The following is a 14,727-nucleotide window of genomic DNA, read 5'->3' as shown; positions in this document are numbered from 1 at the left end:
GTGCAGCAGTGACCACCAGCGGGGAGCAGGCGACGGGGGAGTCCAGGCCGCTCGGGAGCTATGACGTCATCGTGGTCGGGGCCGGTTTCGCCGGCGCGACCGTCGCGCGCGAGCTGGCCGAACGGGGCGGCAAGAGCGTGATCGTGCTCGAACAGCGCCACCACATCGGCGGCAACGCCTACGACCGCCTGGACGACGCGGGGGTGCTGATCCATCAGTACGGACCCCACATCTTCCACACGGTCGACCAGCGCGTCTTCGACTACGTGTCGCGCTTCACGACCTGGAACGGGTACAGCCACGAGGTCCTGGCCGACGTCTACGGGACGTACCTGCCGGTGCCGTTCAACAAGCAGTCCCTGCGGCTCGCCTTCGGCCACGAGCGCGGCGCGTACCTCATCGCGAAGCTCATCGAGCGGTTCGGCGACGAGAAGAAGGTGCCGATCAGTGAACTCCGCAAGGAGGCGGACCCCGACTTGGTCGAGATCGCCGACTACGTGTGGGAGAACGTCTTCCTGCACTACACGACGAAGCAGTGGGGCAAGTCCGCCGACGAGATCGACGTGTCCGTCACGGCGCGTGTCCCGGTGTTCGTCTCCGAGGACTGCCGCTACTTCACCGACCCGCACCAGGGCCTGCCCACCGAGGGTTACACCAAGATCTTCGAGCGGATGCTCGATCACCCACTCATCACCGTGCGTACCAACGTGGACGCGCGTCCGCTGCTGGACCTGTCCGAGCCCGGCGTCGTGCGGGTGGACGGGAAGCCGTATGCCGGCACCGTGATCTATACCGGACCTCTCGACGAGCTCTTCGGCTGCCGGCACGGACGCCTCCCGTACCGCAGCCTGGACTTCGTCTTCGAGACCCACGATGTCGACCAGTTCCAGCCGCGCGGCACGATCAACTACACGGTGAGCGAGGACTACACGCGCATCACCGAGTTCAAGCACCTGACCCGCCAAGAGCTGCCGGGCAAGACGACGATCGTCCGCGAGTACAGCCGCGACTACGACCCCGAGTCCGGCATGGACCCCTACTACCCCGAGGTCAACGCCGAGGTACAGGCCATGCATGCCGCCTACGTCGCCCTCACCGAGCAACTGCCGTCCTTCTACCCCCTGGGACGCCTCGCCGAGTACCGGTACTACAACATGGACGCCACCGTCGCCAAGGCGCTCGACCTCGCCGACGCCCTGCTGGAGGAGAACAAGTGAGCACCGCCCGCCCCAAGACGATCAGCTTCGTCATCCCTTGCTACAACTCCGCGGCGTACATGGACGCCTGCATCGAGTCGATCCTCGGCGGGGGCCGCGACATCGAGATCATCATCGTCAACGACGGGTCCACCAAGGACAACACGGCCGAGAAGGCCGATGAATGGGCCGCCGCCCACCCCGACATCATCAAGGTCATCCACCAGGAGAACGCCGGCCACGGCGGCGCCGTGATGGCGGGCCTGCGGGCGGCGTCCGGGGTGTACTTCAAGGTGGTCGACAGCGACGACTGGCTGGACCGGACGGCCCGCGATCTGCTGCTCGCGAAACTCCGCGGCTTCATCGCGGGCGACAACCTGGTCGATCTGGTGGTCTGCAACTACGTCTACGAGCACGTTCAGACTGGCTCGCAAAAGGTGATCCGCTACCGCGGCGCCCTGCCCACCAACAAGATCGTCGGCTGGGACGAGATCGGCGTGTTCGGCCCCGGCCAGAACATCTTGATGCACGCCGCCATCTTCCGGACCCAGGTGCTGCGCGACTCGGGCCTCGAACTGCCGAAGCACACCTTCTACGTCGACAACATCTTCGTGTACGTGCCGCTGCCGTTCGTGAAGACCCTGCACTACCTGCCGGTCAACCTGTACCGCTACTTCATCGGCCGCGAGGACCAGTCGGTCAACGAGACCGTCATGATCGGACGCCTCGACCAGCAGATGCGGATCACCAACATCATGGTGGACGCCTACGTCCTACCCGACGAGATCCCAAGCAAGCGGCTGGCCCGCTACATGGAGGGCTACCTGGCGCTCATCATCTCGGCGTCCTCGATGTTCGCCGCGATCCGCAGCGACGCCGAGGCGCTGCGCATGCGCAAGGAGATGTGGGAGCACTTGTACGCCAAGGACGCCAAGATGGCGAAGCGCCTCGGACGCCACCCGCTCGTGCTGGGCTCCAACCTGTCCAGCCAGCCCGGCCGCAAGGCGTCCATCGCGCTCTACCGGCTGGCGCAGCGCCTGTACCACTTCAACTAAGGCCTGATCGGACGCCTCAGGTCGCGTCCGCCTGTGGGGCGGGCGCGACCTGGTCTGGCGCCGGATGGTCGACGGACGCCTGCAGCTTGGTCAGCCAGATGACGCCGCCCACGGCGACCAGACCGCAGATCACCATGAACCAGGCGGCTGCGCCGGTGAGCCGAGCGCCCTCGCCGAGCACGGCGATGCCGAAGAGCACGGCGACGAACGGAGAGGTGATGGTCATGGCGGCCACCACGACCTCGGCGGCGCCGGTGGCGTAGCCCTGCTGGACCATCCAGCCGGCCGTCGCGCTGCCGATCAGCAGGGCGATCAGGATCGACCAGAAGGACGCCGAACTAGACCACCCCGGGAAGTCCCGGGCGAACTCGATCAGCGACTTCGCGAGGGCCGCCTCAAGACCGTAGAAGAAGGCGCCGCCCGAAGCCCAGAACAGCGAACGGAACTGCCTCGGACCGCGGGACCCGAGCCACCCCAGCCCCATGGCGCACAGATAGATCACCAGGGCGCCGAGGAAGACGCGGGTCTGGTCGAGGTCGGCCCGCGGGGCGGCGAAGACGCCGGTGATCACCGTGAGCGCGAACGTGGCCCCGGCGGTGATCGCGGTAGCGATGATCACCTGCTGCGGCGGCTTGCGCTTGGCTGCCCAGGCCTGGATCGCGATCGACCAGGGGAAGGCCAGCAGCCCGACCGGCTGAACGACCGACACCGGCGCGAACATCAGCGCCAGGACCTGCAGCCCCAGCGACACCCCCATGGCCACAAGCCCGAGCAGCCAGCGCGGTCGCTTGATGCTCTCCCACAGTTGGCCGAAGCCGATGCCGGACGACGCCCGGTTGCCGGCAGTCTCCTGCCCGACCGCGTGGTGCTGCAAGTAGGCGGAGATGGCGAAGCAGAACGACCCGATCACCTGCAAGGCGATTGCCAGGGGGATGATCTGCGGCACAGGTTCCTCGGTTCGCGGGCCGGTGGGACGAGACGGCGAATCCGGCGGGGGCTACGGCGTCCATCACACGTTACCGCAGCGACCCGCGCGAAAGCGTGAGGCCTAGCGGCGGCGTGCCCGGATTGCCCCCGGGCTTCGGGCGCCTCAACAAGGGGTTGCACCCGGCGTGCACGGCGAGCCCGGGGATTCCGCGAACCGAGACCGCGTGGGGCGTCCACGTAGTCTCATGCCACCAAACGGACCTGGGAGGCATCCGTGAAGACCTTTCATGACAGCGAGACCCATCACGTCGTGATCATCGGCTCGGGCTTCGGCGGGCTGTTCGCTGCCCAGGCCCTCAAGCGCGCCGACGTGAACGTCACGCTGATCGCCAAGACCACCCACCACCTGTTCCAGCCGCTGCTGTACCAGGTGGCCACGGGCATCCTGTCGGAGGGCGAGATCGCGCCCGCGACGCGCGACGTGCTGCGCAACCAGCCCAACGTCCAGGTGCTCCTCGGTCTCGTCTGGGACATCGACCTCGACAACCGCCTCGTCAAATGGCGCCACCACAACGACGAGACCGTGACCCCGTACGACTCGTTGATCGTCGCGACGGGAGCCGGGGCGTCCTACTTCGGACGCGACCACTTCGCCACCTTCGCGCCGGGCATGAAGACGATCGACGACGCGCTGGAACTGCGCTCGCGCATCTTCTGGGCCTTCGAGCAGGCCGAGCTGTCCGAGGACCCCGAGCAGGTCCGGCGGCTGCTCACCTTCTCCGTCGTGGGGGCCGGGCCCACCGGAGTCGAGATGGCGGGCCAGATCCGCGAACTCGCGTCCAAGACGCTCCGGCGGGACTTCCGCGACATCGACCCGTCCAGCGCGCGCGTCATCCTGATCGACGGCGCCGACCAAGTGCTGCCACCGTTCGGACCCACCCTCGGCGCCAAGACCCAACGCTCGTTGGAGTCCATGGGCGTCGAGGTCATGCTCGGGGCGATCGTCACCGATCTCGACGCGTCCGGCCTCACCGTCAAGCGCAAGGACGGCAGCACCGAGCGGATCGACTGCTCCTGCAAGGTCTGGGCCGCAGGCGTCCAGGCCAGCGACTTGGGGGCGACGCTGGCGCGTCAGTCCGGGGCCAGCCTCGACCGGTCCGGACGCATCGCCGTCGAGCCCGACTGCTCGCTTCGCGGCCACCCCGAGGTGTTCGTCGTGGGCGACCTGATGAACGTGCAGGGCGTGCCCGGCGTCGCCCAGGGCGCGATCCAGTCGGCCAAGCACGTCGCCAAGATCATCGCCGCGCGAGCCCTGCCCGAGGGATCGGGTCGGGCGCGGGCCATCGCGGCGGCGTCCAAGCCCTTCGTCTACCGGGACAAGGGCTCGATGGCCACGATCGCCAAGTACCGGGCGGTGGTGAAGGTCGGCAAGACCGAGCTCACCGGCTTCGTGGCCTGGCTGATGTGGCTCGTCCTGCACCTGCTCTACATCGCCGGCTTCAAGAATCGGGTGGCGACGCTGCTGCGGTGGGTGATCAGCTTCCTGAGCAACGCGCGCTCCGAGCGGGTGACGACCAACCAGCAGCTGGTCGGACGCCTCGCGCTCGAGCAGCTGGGTGAGGGGGCGTCCGGACGCCTCGTCGCGGGTGAGGACATCACCGAGCGCAAGCCCCGCCGCGAGGCCTGATCCGGACGCCGAAAGGTCCCGGCGGTCGCCCGCCGGGACCCTCTGGGCGCGTCAGGCGCCGATCACCGCGAGATCGTTCTCGGGGTTGGTGATGGGACGCAGCCCGAACTGGCTGACCAGCACGTCGAACACCTCAGGCGCCACGAACGCGGGCAGCGTCGGGCCGAGGTAGATGTTCTTCACGCCGAGGCTGAGCAGCGACAGCAGGACGCACACCGCCTTCTGCTCGTACCAGGACAGGATCAGCGTCAGCGGCAGATCGTTCACGCCCACGCCGAACGCGTCGGCGAGCGCCGAGGCCACCTTGACGGCCGAGTAGGCGTCGTTGCACTGGCCCATGTCGAGGATCCGGGGGAGCCCGCCCAGGGTGCCCAGGTTCATGTCGTTGAACCGGAACTTGCCGCAGGCCAGCGTCAGCACGAGGGTGTCGGGCGCCGTCTTCTCGACGAAGCGCGTGTAGTAGTTGCGTCCGTGCAGGGCGCCGTCGCAGCCGCCGACGAGGTAGATGTGCTTCAGGTCCCCGGCCTTCACGGCGTTGATCACGGTCTCGGCCGCACCGAGGACGGTGTTGTGCCCGAATCCGGTCGTCAGGGTCGACCCGCCGTTCATGCCGGTGAACATCCGCGGCTCGGACCAGCCGCCCAGGGCCTTCGCCTGGGCGATGGCGGCCGAGAAGTCCTTGTGGCCGTCGGCGTCCGCATCGACGTGCTTAAGGCCCGGGTAGGCCACAACCGAGGTCGTGTAGATGTTGTCGGCGTAGCTGTCGCGGGGCGGCATCAGGCAGTTGGTCGTGTAGAGGAACACGCCCGGGACGCCCGCGAACTCCTTTTGCTGGTTCTGCCAGGCGGTGCCGAAGTGGCCCTTCAGGCAGGTGTACTTGGCCAGCTCCGGGTAGCCGTGGCCGGGAAGCATCTCGCCGTGGGTGTAGACCGAGACGCCGGTGCCTTCGCACTGGTCGAGCAGCATGCCCATGTCGTGCAGGTCGTGGCCCGTGATGACGATGAAGGGGCCGGCGGCCACCTCCATGGTGACGTTGGTGGGCGCCGGGTGCCCGTAGGTGCCGGTGTTGGCCTCGTCGAGCACCTCCATGCAGCGGAAGTTGGCCATGCCGAAGTCCTGGATCAGCTGGAGCCAGTCGGCGACCTCGTGATGCTTGGACGCGTCCGCCATGCCCGAGATCAGCCAGGCGTCCACGGCCTCGTCGCGGCGTCCGAGCATGGAGGCGTGGTGGGCGTAGGCGGCCATCCCGCGCAGGCCCAGCACGAGGAGGGTCCGGCAGGACGCCTCGACGCCGGGCTGGCCGAAGATGTCCGCGGGGCTCGGGATGGCCTCCAGGGGCGTGTCGGCGCCTCCCGTGATCGCGAGGCGACGGGCCGCGATGTCGTCCGCCAGGGCGAGGCAGCCTGCCTCGTCAAAGCTGACGTTGGTGACCGTCGTGAACAGAGCCTCCATGAACAGGACCGGCAGATCGTCGTCGACCCGCTTGTCCTGGACCGCGACCGCCAGCTTCATCAGCTCGTACGTGATGCGGTCCTGCGCGTCCGACGTGCCGACCGACTTGCCGCACGCACCGATCTCGGTGCAGCCGGTGCCGTGCGCCGTCTGCTCGCACTGGAAGCAGAACATCCCCATGGGTGGGCTCCTCAATATCTCGTGGCTCCGTGCCGACGTGTGCGGCAACCTCGGCCAAGGTAGGGAGCCCTGCGCCCGTTGTCTGTTGCCGGGGCAACACTTCGTGCGCTGTCAGGAACGCCAGGTGGCAAGCAGAATGGCTACGGCGTCCTCGTAGGCGAGGACGGAGGAGAGCTTGTCGTTGCCGATGATCGCGAACGCGTAGGGTCGCCCGTCCGCGCCGGTCACGTAGCCGGCCAGCGACCGCGAAACGTTGAGCGTCCCCGTCTTCGCCCGCAGATTGCCGGCGGCCGGGGTGCCCACCAGCCGCTTGGCGAGGGTGCCCGCCACGTCCACGTCGTCGACCCCGGCGACGGGCAGGCCGTCGTAGAAAGCGTTGAACCAGGCCTGGCCGCGCGCGTATTGCAGGGCGCCGACGAGCGTCCGGGCGCTGACCCGATTGCCCCCCGAGAAGCCCGACCCGTCCAGCAGGACGATGCCGTCGGTGGGGATGCCGCTGCTGGAGAGCCAGTCGCGGACGCGGGCGGTGCCGCTCGCCCAGGAGCCCGGCGAAGTGGGGGTACGCCCCAACGCCTTGACGAGGTGCTCGGCGTAGCCGTTGTTGGACTCCTTGAGCGTGTCGTGCACGATCTGCGACAACGGCGCCGACTGGTGGGCACCCAGCTGGGTGGCGTCGGCCGGCTTCGTCCCGCGGACCACGGCCCCCTTGACCGTGACTCCAGCGCTCGCGAGGGCGCTCTTGAAGACCGCCCCCGCATAGAGGGCCGGATTCTCGACCGTCATGGGCCAGACGACCGCCGGATTCGCGACGGCGAGCGAGCCCGTCACGGTGATCGTGTTCGAGCCCGGGGCTCGGGCAAGGCTGATGAGGTTCCTGCCGGCCTTGGTGGTCTTCGACTTGTTGTCGATCTTCACGTACGCGGACGCCGACGCAGGCTTGAGCGTGACGACGGCCGGCTTGCCCTCGGTCGCGGCCCCTGCGTAGCTCACCTCGACCGAGCCGACATGACGGACCGAGCCGAGGCGACTCACGGTCGCCGGGGATACCGTCAGCGCTTCGACCGGGGGGCGCGACACATTCGGGAAGGGGCTGCCCCAGTTGTCGTTGTAGTCGACGTCGTCGAAGGCGCTCGCGTCCACGATGACCGACCCGGTGACCCTCTTGATGCCGGCCGCGCTCACGGCGCTGGCGAGAGCCGCGTAGTCGGCCTCGTCGGTGGTCGGATCCCCGTCACCCTGCAGGTACAGGTCTCCGGTCAGGACGCCGTCGGCGGGCGTCGCGGCTGCTGACACCGTGGTGCTGAACCGGTACTGGGGCCCCAGGATCGACAGGGCGGCCATGGTCGTGAGCACCTTCTGCGTGGACGCCGGGATCAGGGCCGCCTCGGCGCCCTTCGCGTAGAGGGGTGCGCCGCCGGAGGCGTCCGCGACAACGACGGAAAGGACCGACGGGACCGGGGCCGGCTTGGGCGTCGCGGCCGTGGTCAGCAGACCGGCCAGCTTGGCCGCTAGCGCGGGATCGGCCGCCGCGAACGTCACGGTGGGGGAGGGCGCCGGGCTGCTCGGTTGAACCGAGACTGACGTCGCGACCGCGCTCGGCGTCCCTGGTGTCGATAGCGACGACTGGGGCGTCGACGGACCCGCGGACGGGCTGTACCGCTGCACCGCGCAGCCCGCCAGCAGGCTCAGCGCCGCGCCGCCGATACCCAGGGCGGACACGCAGCGTTTCGAGCGGGGGTGATGGACCATCGTTCTCCTGTTGGCAACGGTGTCGCCACCTTACCGCGGGTCTCGGTAGGGTCCGGGTCGCAGTCGGCGGACAGGAGAGCACGTGATGCAGGATGAAGGGGAGCTAGCCCGCCTCGTCTCGCAGCCGCTGACGCCGGATGAGCGACGCGTCCTCTTGGCGTCGGAGTTCGGCAGGGGACTGAGCCCCAAAGACCTCGCCGTCATGATGACCGCCGGCTACGCCCGGCTCGCCGACTGGAAGCGTGGGTCGATCGTGACGCTGGCCGGGTCGTCCCAGAGCGAGTTTCTTGTCGTGTTGACCGGACGCCTCGACGTAGCCCGGACCCGTCCCGATGGGAGTCGCCAGATCGTCGATGTCGTCGGCGCCGGCGGCGCGTGCGGAGCAGTCACGGCTTTCGGCTCGTCGCCACGCTGGCCCGCGGACGTCCACGCCGTCTCGGACGTCCGGGCGCTTGCGGTCCGCGCCGCCGCCCTCGTCGCCGGGGGAGGTGCCGATGAGACCCGGCTGCGGCTCCTGCACAACTGCACACGCATCCTCGCCGAGCGGGCTCGGCACATGAGCGGGCGCGTGGAACTGCTGACCCGGAGGGGGCTGCGCGAGCGGCTCGCGTACTACCTGCTGCGCAACGCGGGTCCGGACGGGGTGGTCGTGCTCGGCCTCACGCGCCAGGAGTTGGCCGACGTCCTCGTGGTGTCGAGGGCCTCCATGACGCGCGAGCTTGGCCGGATGGCGGACGAAGGGCTGATCGGCGTCAGCGGACGTTCGTTCGTCATCTACGAGCCGGACGCCCTGCGCGCGGCCTCGGGGTAGCCGCGGCGACAGCCCTGGCGGCTAGCTGAGGGTCCAGGTCTTGGGGCTGGCGTTCAGGCGCATGGGTCGTCCGGACTGGTCGATCGCCACGATGTCCTCGATCCGGACGCCGAAGCGCCCGGGCAGATAGACGCCCGGCTCGATGCTGAAGACCATCCCCGGCAGGAGCGGCTGATCGTTTCCGACGACCAGATAGGGCTCTTCGTGAACCTCAAGCCCGATGCCGTGGCCGGTGCGGGTGATGAAGTGCTCGCTGAGGCCCGCGTTCGCGATCACGCGGCGGGCTGCGGCGTCCACGGACGCGCAGGAGGCGCCCTCGACGGCGGCCTGGAAGCCCGCCTCCTGGGCGGCGACGACCAGCGCGTGCACGGCGGCGAAGTCGGGGTCGCGGGGGGTGCCGAGGCAGTAGGTGCGGGTGCTGTCCGAGTTGTAGCGGGACGGAGCCGGGCCTCCGATGTCGATCACGACCGGGTCGCCGTCGAGGATCACCGTGTCGGAGCAGCCGTGATGCGGGCTGGCCCCATGGGCTCCGGACGCCACGATGACGAAGTCCGCGTGGGCGTGTCCTTCGTGGACGAGGGCCGCGGCGATGTCTGAGGCGACCTCTGCCTCGGTGCGGCCGGGCCGCAGCCATTGCGATACCGCCTGCTGGACGCGGTCGTTGGCGCGGCCCACCGCGGCCAGGGCAGCGAGTTCCTCGGACTCCTTGATGCGGCGCTGGGGCGCCGTGAGCACGCTCGCGAGCCGGACCTGACTCGGCTCGAGTGCCGCATTGAGCTTGAGCAGGTGCAGCGCTGGCACATGATCGTCGACGGCGACCTTGGCGACTCGGGGCAGGGCACGAGCGACCAGCTTGTAGGGGTCCTCGCCGTCCGACCAGGCGGTGACCTCCAGCGCGCCAGCGAGCGTGGTTTGCGCCCAGCCGGGCGCCTCCAGCGCCGGGACCACCAGGAGGGGGTCCCGGCCAGGACGGATCACGAGGGCGGTGAGCCTCTCGTACGACCCTTGGTCGCGTCCCGCGTAGTACAGCAGGTCAGGGCCGGGGACCAGCACGACGGCGTCCAGTTGCTCGTTCGCCGCAGAGTCGGCGAGACGCCGAATCCGGGACAGATAGCGATCCAGATCAGGCGTCCAGGACAGGGCATACGCGTCGTTGGCGATCACGAGTCGAACGCTAGCGGAAGCGCCGCCCGGCAGCGCTTGTACGATCCCCGAGGGCGTGGACTGCGCCGCCATGCAATGATCCTCCAAAGAGGGTGCGTCCAGGCTCATCATCCGGACTGCTGATCGCCCGCGACGCCAGTGCGTCAATGCTGGCTCCAATACGTGGAGGTGCACCATGCAGGTAGGGATTGTCATCGGGTCGATCCGCGAGGGCCGAGTCGGGGCCGGCGTAGGGGAGTGGGTCGCCCAGCAGGCTGCCACCCACCCTGGAGGCATCGACTGGGTCGTCGTGGATCTGAAGTCTTTCGACGTGCCGCTGTTCGAAGGCGCCTACCTGCCGATGATGGCCGGCAAGAAGTACGCCTCGCCGGCCGTGCAGGCATGGTCCGGCGCACTGGACGCCTGCGACGCCTTCGTCTTCGTCACGCCGGAGTACAACCACTCCGTTCCTGGAGCCTTCAAGAACGCCATCGACTCCGTCGGTCCGGAGTTGGTGGGCAAGCCCGTTGGCCTCGTCGGCTACGGGGCCGTCGGAGGCGTCCGCGCCATCGAGCACTGGCGAGCGATCCTGTCGAACTTCTCGGCGCCCACCGTGCGCGCCGAAGTGAACTTGTCGCTGTTCACCGACATCGCGGACGGGGCGGTCAAGGAGTCCGACCTGAAGAACAAGAACCTCGCTGATCTGTTCAACCAGCTTGTCGATCTGGCCAGGAAGCTGAGCGCCGCGAGTTGAGCGTGGCGGGAGGAGTGCTCCTGTACGACCCGGACTGCGGCTTCTGCACTCGGGCCGCTGGCTGGGTCGGCAAGCTGGGCTGCGAGTGCGCGGTCGTCCCCGGCCTTCCCGCGACCCTGAGGGCATCGGGCGTGGACCCGGACCGGGCGCGACGGGAGATCCCCTTCATCGATGAGCACGGAAGAGTCACCTGGGGCTCGGACGCCGTCGCCTCGGCCCTGGCCACGGGCCCGTTGCCGACTCGGCTCGCGGCTCGGGTGTTGATGGCGCGGGGCGTCAGGGAGGTGGCCCAGGTGGTCTATCGGCTTGTCGCCCGGCATCGGCATCGGCTACCAGGTGGCACGGCGGTGTGCGCGATGCCGCCCGCGCCCGACGCCTAGTCCGTCCGACGTGGCGGAGGAGGCCTGAAGGCGTTGCTTCGTTGTGACATAATGTCAATTATCGGTCATATGTGAAGCTGGCTCCAGGAGTTCGATGTCACGACGAATACTGAAACGTCACACTCAGCACCCTTGAGGTCGTCACATGCATCGTGCCTGCGTGGACGTCGTCGCCACCGAGCGCAACATAGACGTCAACCTTCTCGCTCATCCCCGCACCCGCTTGGGCACCGTTTGATCCGCACGTGCGCGTCCCAGATCCGACTCGTACGGATCCGTGGCCGTCACGATTTGTTCTCGGATGCCCAGAGCCGCCGCGACATTGAGCAGCGCCTCGAGGCCGACCCCGACGTCGCCGTTCTCTAACCGACTTAGTGTGCTTCTGGAGATGGCGGCCCGCTCGGCCACCACGGCCGCAGGCAGCCCGAGGAGGCGACGCCACGTGGCCAGGTTCCCACCCAACGTCGCGGCAGCCGTCCGCGTGCCGGACGGGGTCGGTTGCGTAGCCATGACGTCATGGTAGTCATTACGTCGCGCATATGCTACCTAAAACGCAGTTATGACGCGCATACGCGATCTAAAGTCAACGCTTCCGATACAGCTTCTTAGACTGATAGACCGGCTCACTCGTGACATGCACGCCCAGGCTGCGGAAGATCCCCTCGTCGACCGAGCCAAGAATCACCGTCGTGTGCACGTCGCAGCCCCGCAGCTCGTGCAGCTGCGCCAGGGCGGCTCGCGCGTTGGCGTCCGTCGTGGCACTCACCGACAGCGCGATCAGGACCTCGTCGGTGTGCAGCCGCGGGTTTCGGCTACCCAAGTGCTGCGTCTTCAGGGTCTGGATCGGCACGATCGACTCCTCGGCGAGCAGCTTCACCGCAGGATCGATCCCGGCGAGCGCCTTGAGGGCGTCCAGCAGCATGGCCGAGCAGCTGCCCAGCAGGGCCGACGTCTTGCCGGTCACGATGCGGCCGTCCGGAAGCTGGATGGCCGCCGCCGGCGCCTTCGTGCGCTTCTCCAGGTCCAGTGCCGGACGCACCACCGGACGGTCCTCCGGCTTGATCCCGAGCTTCCCCATCAGGATGGCCACCCGCTCGGACGCCGACGGCTCCAGTTCCTCGCGCCGCTCCTCCACCAGGGCCTTGTAATAGCGCCTGATGACCTCTTGTTTGGACGCCTCACGGCAGGCGTCGTCGTCGCTGATGCAGTAACCCGCCATGTTGACGCCCATGTCGGTGGGCGACTTGTAGGGCGACTGCCCCATCAGCCGCTCGAACAAGACGTTCAGCACCGGGAAGATCTCGACGTCGCGGTTGTAGTTGACCACCTGCTGGCCGTAGGCCGACAGATGGAACGGATCGATGATGTTGACGTCGTCGAGGTCGGCCGTGGCGGCTTCGTAGGCGACGTTGACCGGGTGATCCAGGGGCAGGTTCCAGATCGGGAACGTCTCGAACTTGGCATAGCCCGAAGCCAGACCGCGTTGGTGATCGTGGTAGAGCTGGCTCAGGCAGGTCGCCATCTTGCCGCTGCCCGGACCCGGCGCGGTGACGATGATCAGGTCGCGGGTCGTCTCGACGTACTCGTTGCGCCCGTACCCGTGCTCGCTGACGATCGTGGCCACGTCGTTCGGGTAGCCCTTGATCGGGTAGTGGCGATACACCTTGAGCCCCAGTCGCTCGAGCTTGCGCTTGAACGCCTTGGCGATGCGGTTGTCCTCGGTCATCTTCGTGATGACGACGCTGCCGACGAACAGCCCGTACGAGCGGAAGGCGTCGATCAGCCGCAGCACGTCCGCGTCGTAACCGATGCCGAGGTCGGCGCGCTCCTTGTTGCGGGCGAGGTCGGTCGCACTGATCGCGATGACGACCTCCACCTCGTCGGCGATCGTCTCGAGCATGGCGATCTTGTTGTCGGGCGTGAAGCCCGGCAGGACCCGAGACGCATGCATGTCGTCGAACAGCTTGCCCCCGAATTCCAGGTAGAGCTTGCCCCCGAACTGCTTGCGACGAGCCTCGATGTGCTCGGACTGAAGGCTGAGGTACTTCTCCCGGTCAAAGCCGATCTTCACGTCCGCACTCCCCTGCTTCGCTGTTCCCGCTGGATCATACGAGCAGCCGGACGCCGTCGCCGTTGGCTTGGCCGATTGGTGCGCTAGGACTTGGCCCGCAGTCTCAGGACCGTCACGACCGCCAAGGCGACGACGGTGAGGACGCCGTTCAGCGCGTACACCCCCGCATAGCCCAGCCCGGTGGCGGTGCCGCCCGCGATGATCGCACCGGAGAAGATGGATCCGAGCCGGCTGGCGTTCATGTAGAGACCCGTCGCCAGGCCGGGCCGATCGACGATGCCTTGAAAGTAGGTGAGGCCGATCCCGGCCACGACGGCGTAGAAGGCCGCGTTGAGCAGCTGGCCGGCCAGCAGGGGCACCAGTCCGTGGCCGAAGGCGACCAGCCCGTAGTAGGTCGCTCCGACGACGCAGCCCGCCATGAGCAGCGATAGGGCAGAGAAGCGGTGCCCGAGGCGTCCGATCAGGATCAACGCCGGAACCTCGAGGCCGGCGGCCAGGCCTAGCGCAACTCCGGCCCAGGCGATGGACTCACCCATCGTCGTCACCAGCAGGTTCATGACAGCGACGCCGGCGGTGTTCGTGGCCTGCAGCACGGCGAACACGGCCATCACGGTCACCACGATCGCCCAGTGCACCCTGGCGGGCGGGGCGTCCGGGCTGACCTCGGGCCTCTCCCCCACCGGGACGCGTCCCCCGCGGGCTAGCAGCACCGCCAGCACCAGGTTGTAGAGGGCCACCCCGGCCAGCAGCGCGAACACCGAGCGAGGACCGGCTGCTGCCATGACGAACGAGGCGATCGGCGGGCCGGCCACCCACGCGAAGGAGACAGCCGCCCGCACATTCATGGTCTCGGCGGTCGTCGCCCCGCTGTGCCGGACGTGCGCGAACAGCAGGGCGTTGCCGACCCCGGCTGGCGCGCCGAGCACCACGAGGGCGACGGTGGCCCAGACGAGCGACGGGGCCAGGGACAGCGCTCCCGCCAGGACCAGCGTCAGGACGGCGCACAGGATCATGGGCCGTACGTAGTCCCGCGCCCGGTCGGCCAGGAGGGGCAGGACGATGGACGCCGCCAGTCCGGCCGCGTTGGCGATGGCCAACACCAGCCCGACCTGGGCGTCCGAGGCCCCGAAGACCGAGACGAGCACGAGGGCCAGCGCCGGTGAGAGAAACGCGAACTGCAGGCCCCAGCCGAGGCCTGCGGCCATGGTCAGGGAGCGGCGCACGGGCGGACTCTATCCTCGGCCGGCGCGCGGCCTTGATGTCGCCCACGGACGCCGGCTGTCGCCAGCCCAGGCCTCCATCGACTCAGCCGAGCCTGACGC

At 68.4% G+C, this 14,727-nt stretch carries 13 protein-coding genes; 6 read left to right on the top strand and 7 right to left on the bottom strand.

Going from position 1 to position 14,727, the window contains the following annotated elements:
• Nucleotides 1-8 precede the first annotated feature (8 nt).
• A complete protein-coding gene (glf, locus tag FN821_RS03065; protein ID WP_131171080.1) occupies nucleotides 9-1,217 on the top strand; it encodes a UDP-galactopyranose mutase in 1,209 nt (402 codons plus the stop codon).
• Nucleotides 1,214-2,251, top strand: coding sequence for a glycosyltransferase family 2 protein (locus tag FN821_RS03060; RefSeq protein WP_165489218.1), 1,038 nt, complete (start codon nucleotides 1,214-1,216; stop codon nucleotides 2,249-2,251). The genes glf and FN821_RS03060 overlap by 4 nt, the downstream gene beginning before the upstream one ends.
• Nucleotides 2,252-2,267: 16 nt before the next feature.
• On the opposite strand, the gene FN821_RS03055 is transcribed toward FN821_RS03060, so the two are convergent.
• Nucleotides 2,268-3,197, bottom strand: a complete 930-nt coding sequence (locus FN821_RS03055; RefSeq protein WP_131171079.1) for a DMT family protein — start codon at nucleotides 3,195-3,197, stop codon at nucleotides 2,268-2,270.
• Nucleotides 3,198-3,452: 255 nt separating this feature from the next.
• On the opposite strand from FN821_RS03055, the gene FN821_RS03050 reads away from it, so the two are divergent.
• Nucleotides 3,453-4,865, top strand: a complete 1,413-nt coding sequence (locus tag FN821_RS03050) for an NAD(P)/FAD-dependent oxidoreductase (RefSeq protein ID WP_131171078.1) — start codon at nucleotides 3,453-3,455, stop codon at nucleotides 4,863-4,865.
• A gap of 51 nt (nucleotides 4,866-4,916) precedes the next feature.
• On the opposite strand, the gene hcp is transcribed toward FN821_RS03050, so the two are convergent.
• Both hcp and dacB read right to left on the bottom strand, forming a co-directional pair.
• On the bottom strand, nucleotides 4,917-6,497 hold the full coding sequence (hcp, locus tag FN821_RS03045; RefSeq protein ID WP_131171077.1) for a hydroxylamine reductase: 1,581 nt from the start codon (nucleotides 6,495-6,497) through the stop codon (nucleotides 4,917-4,919).
• Nucleotides 6,498-6,608: 111 nt separating this feature from the next.
• Nucleotides 6,609-8,216, bottom strand: a complete 1,608-nt coding sequence (gene dacB, locus FN821_RS03040; protein WP_165489217.1) for a D-alanyl-D-alanine carboxypeptidase/D-alanyl-D-alanine endopeptidase — start codon at nucleotides 8,214-8,216, stop codon at nucleotides 6,609-6,611.
• A 115-nt stretch (nucleotides 8,217-8,331) separates the two neighbouring features.
• On the opposite strand from dacB, the gene FN821_RS03035 reads away from it, so the two are divergent.
• Nucleotides 8,332-9,057: a Crp/Fnr family transcriptional regulator gene (locus FN821_RS03035; RefSeq protein ID WP_241660081.1), complete on the top strand. Its 726-nt coding sequence runs from the start codon at nucleotides 8,332-8,334 to the stop codon at nucleotides 9,055-9,057.
• A gap of 21 nt (nucleotides 9,058-9,078) precedes the next feature.
• On the opposite strand, the gene FN821_RS03030 is transcribed toward FN821_RS03035, so the two are convergent.
• The gene (locus FN821_RS03030) at nucleotides 9,079-10,221 is read right to left on the bottom strand and encodes a M24 family metallopeptidase (RefSeq protein ID WP_241660066.1); all 1,143 of its coding nucleotides are present in this window, start codon (nucleotides 10,219-10,221) and stop codon (nucleotides 9,079-9,081) included.
• Nucleotides 10,222-10,396: 175 nt separating this feature from the next.
• On the opposite strand from FN821_RS03030, the gene FN821_RS03025 reads away from it, so the two are divergent.
• Together FN821_RS03025 and FN821_RS03020 are read left to right on the top strand one after the other, a co-directional pair.
• The gene (locus FN821_RS03025) at nucleotides 10,397-10,954 is read left to right on the top strand and encodes an NADPH-dependent FMN reductase (RefSeq protein WP_131171073.1); all 558 of its coding nucleotides are present in this window, start codon (nucleotides 10,397-10,399) and stop codon (nucleotides 10,952-10,954) included.
• 14 nt (nucleotides 10,955-10,968) lie between these two features.
• Nucleotides 10,969-11,334, top strand: a complete 366-nt coding sequence (locus tag FN821_RS03020) for a thiol-disulfide oxidoreductase DCC family protein (RefSeq protein WP_206661967.1) — start codon at nucleotides 10,969-10,971, stop codon at nucleotides 11,332-11,334.
• 207 nt (nucleotides 11,335-11,541) lie between these two features.
• Here FN821_RS03020 and FN821_RS03015 read toward each other — a convergent pair whose 3' ends face one another.
• The 3 genes from FN821_RS03015 to FN821_RS03005 all read right to left on the bottom strand — a co-directional run bounded on the left by FN821_RS03015 (nucleotide 11,542) and on the right by FN821_RS03005 (nucleotide 14,628).
• Entirely contained in the window at nucleotides 11,542-11,844 is a 303-nt protein-coding gene (locus tag FN821_RS03015) for a helix-turn-helix domain-containing protein (protein ID WP_131171071.1), read from the bottom strand.
• Between the two features lie 73 nt (nucleotides 11,845-11,917).
• A complete protein-coding gene (locus tag FN821_RS03010) occupies nucleotides 11,918-13,405 on the bottom strand; it encodes a DUF1846 domain-containing protein (RefSeq protein ID WP_131171070.1) in 1,488 nt (495 codons plus the stop codon).
• An 83-nt stretch (nucleotides 13,406-13,488) separates the two neighbouring features.
• Nucleotides 13,489-14,628, bottom strand: a complete 1,140-nt coding sequence (locus tag FN821_RS03005; protein ID WP_131171069.1) for an MFS transporter — start codon at nucleotides 14,626-14,628, stop codon at nucleotides 13,489-13,491.
• Nucleotides 14,629-14,727 lie beyond the last annotated feature (99 nt).

The organism is Propioniciclava tarda, assembly GCF_900182665.1.
Classification (GTDB): Bacteria; Actinomycetota; Actinomycetes; order Propionibacteriales; family Propionibacteriaceae; genus Propioniciclava; species Propioniciclava tarda.
The sequence above is the reverse complement of the archived record's forward strand: the minus strand, read 5'-3'. Positions and strand labels throughout refer to the sequence as shown.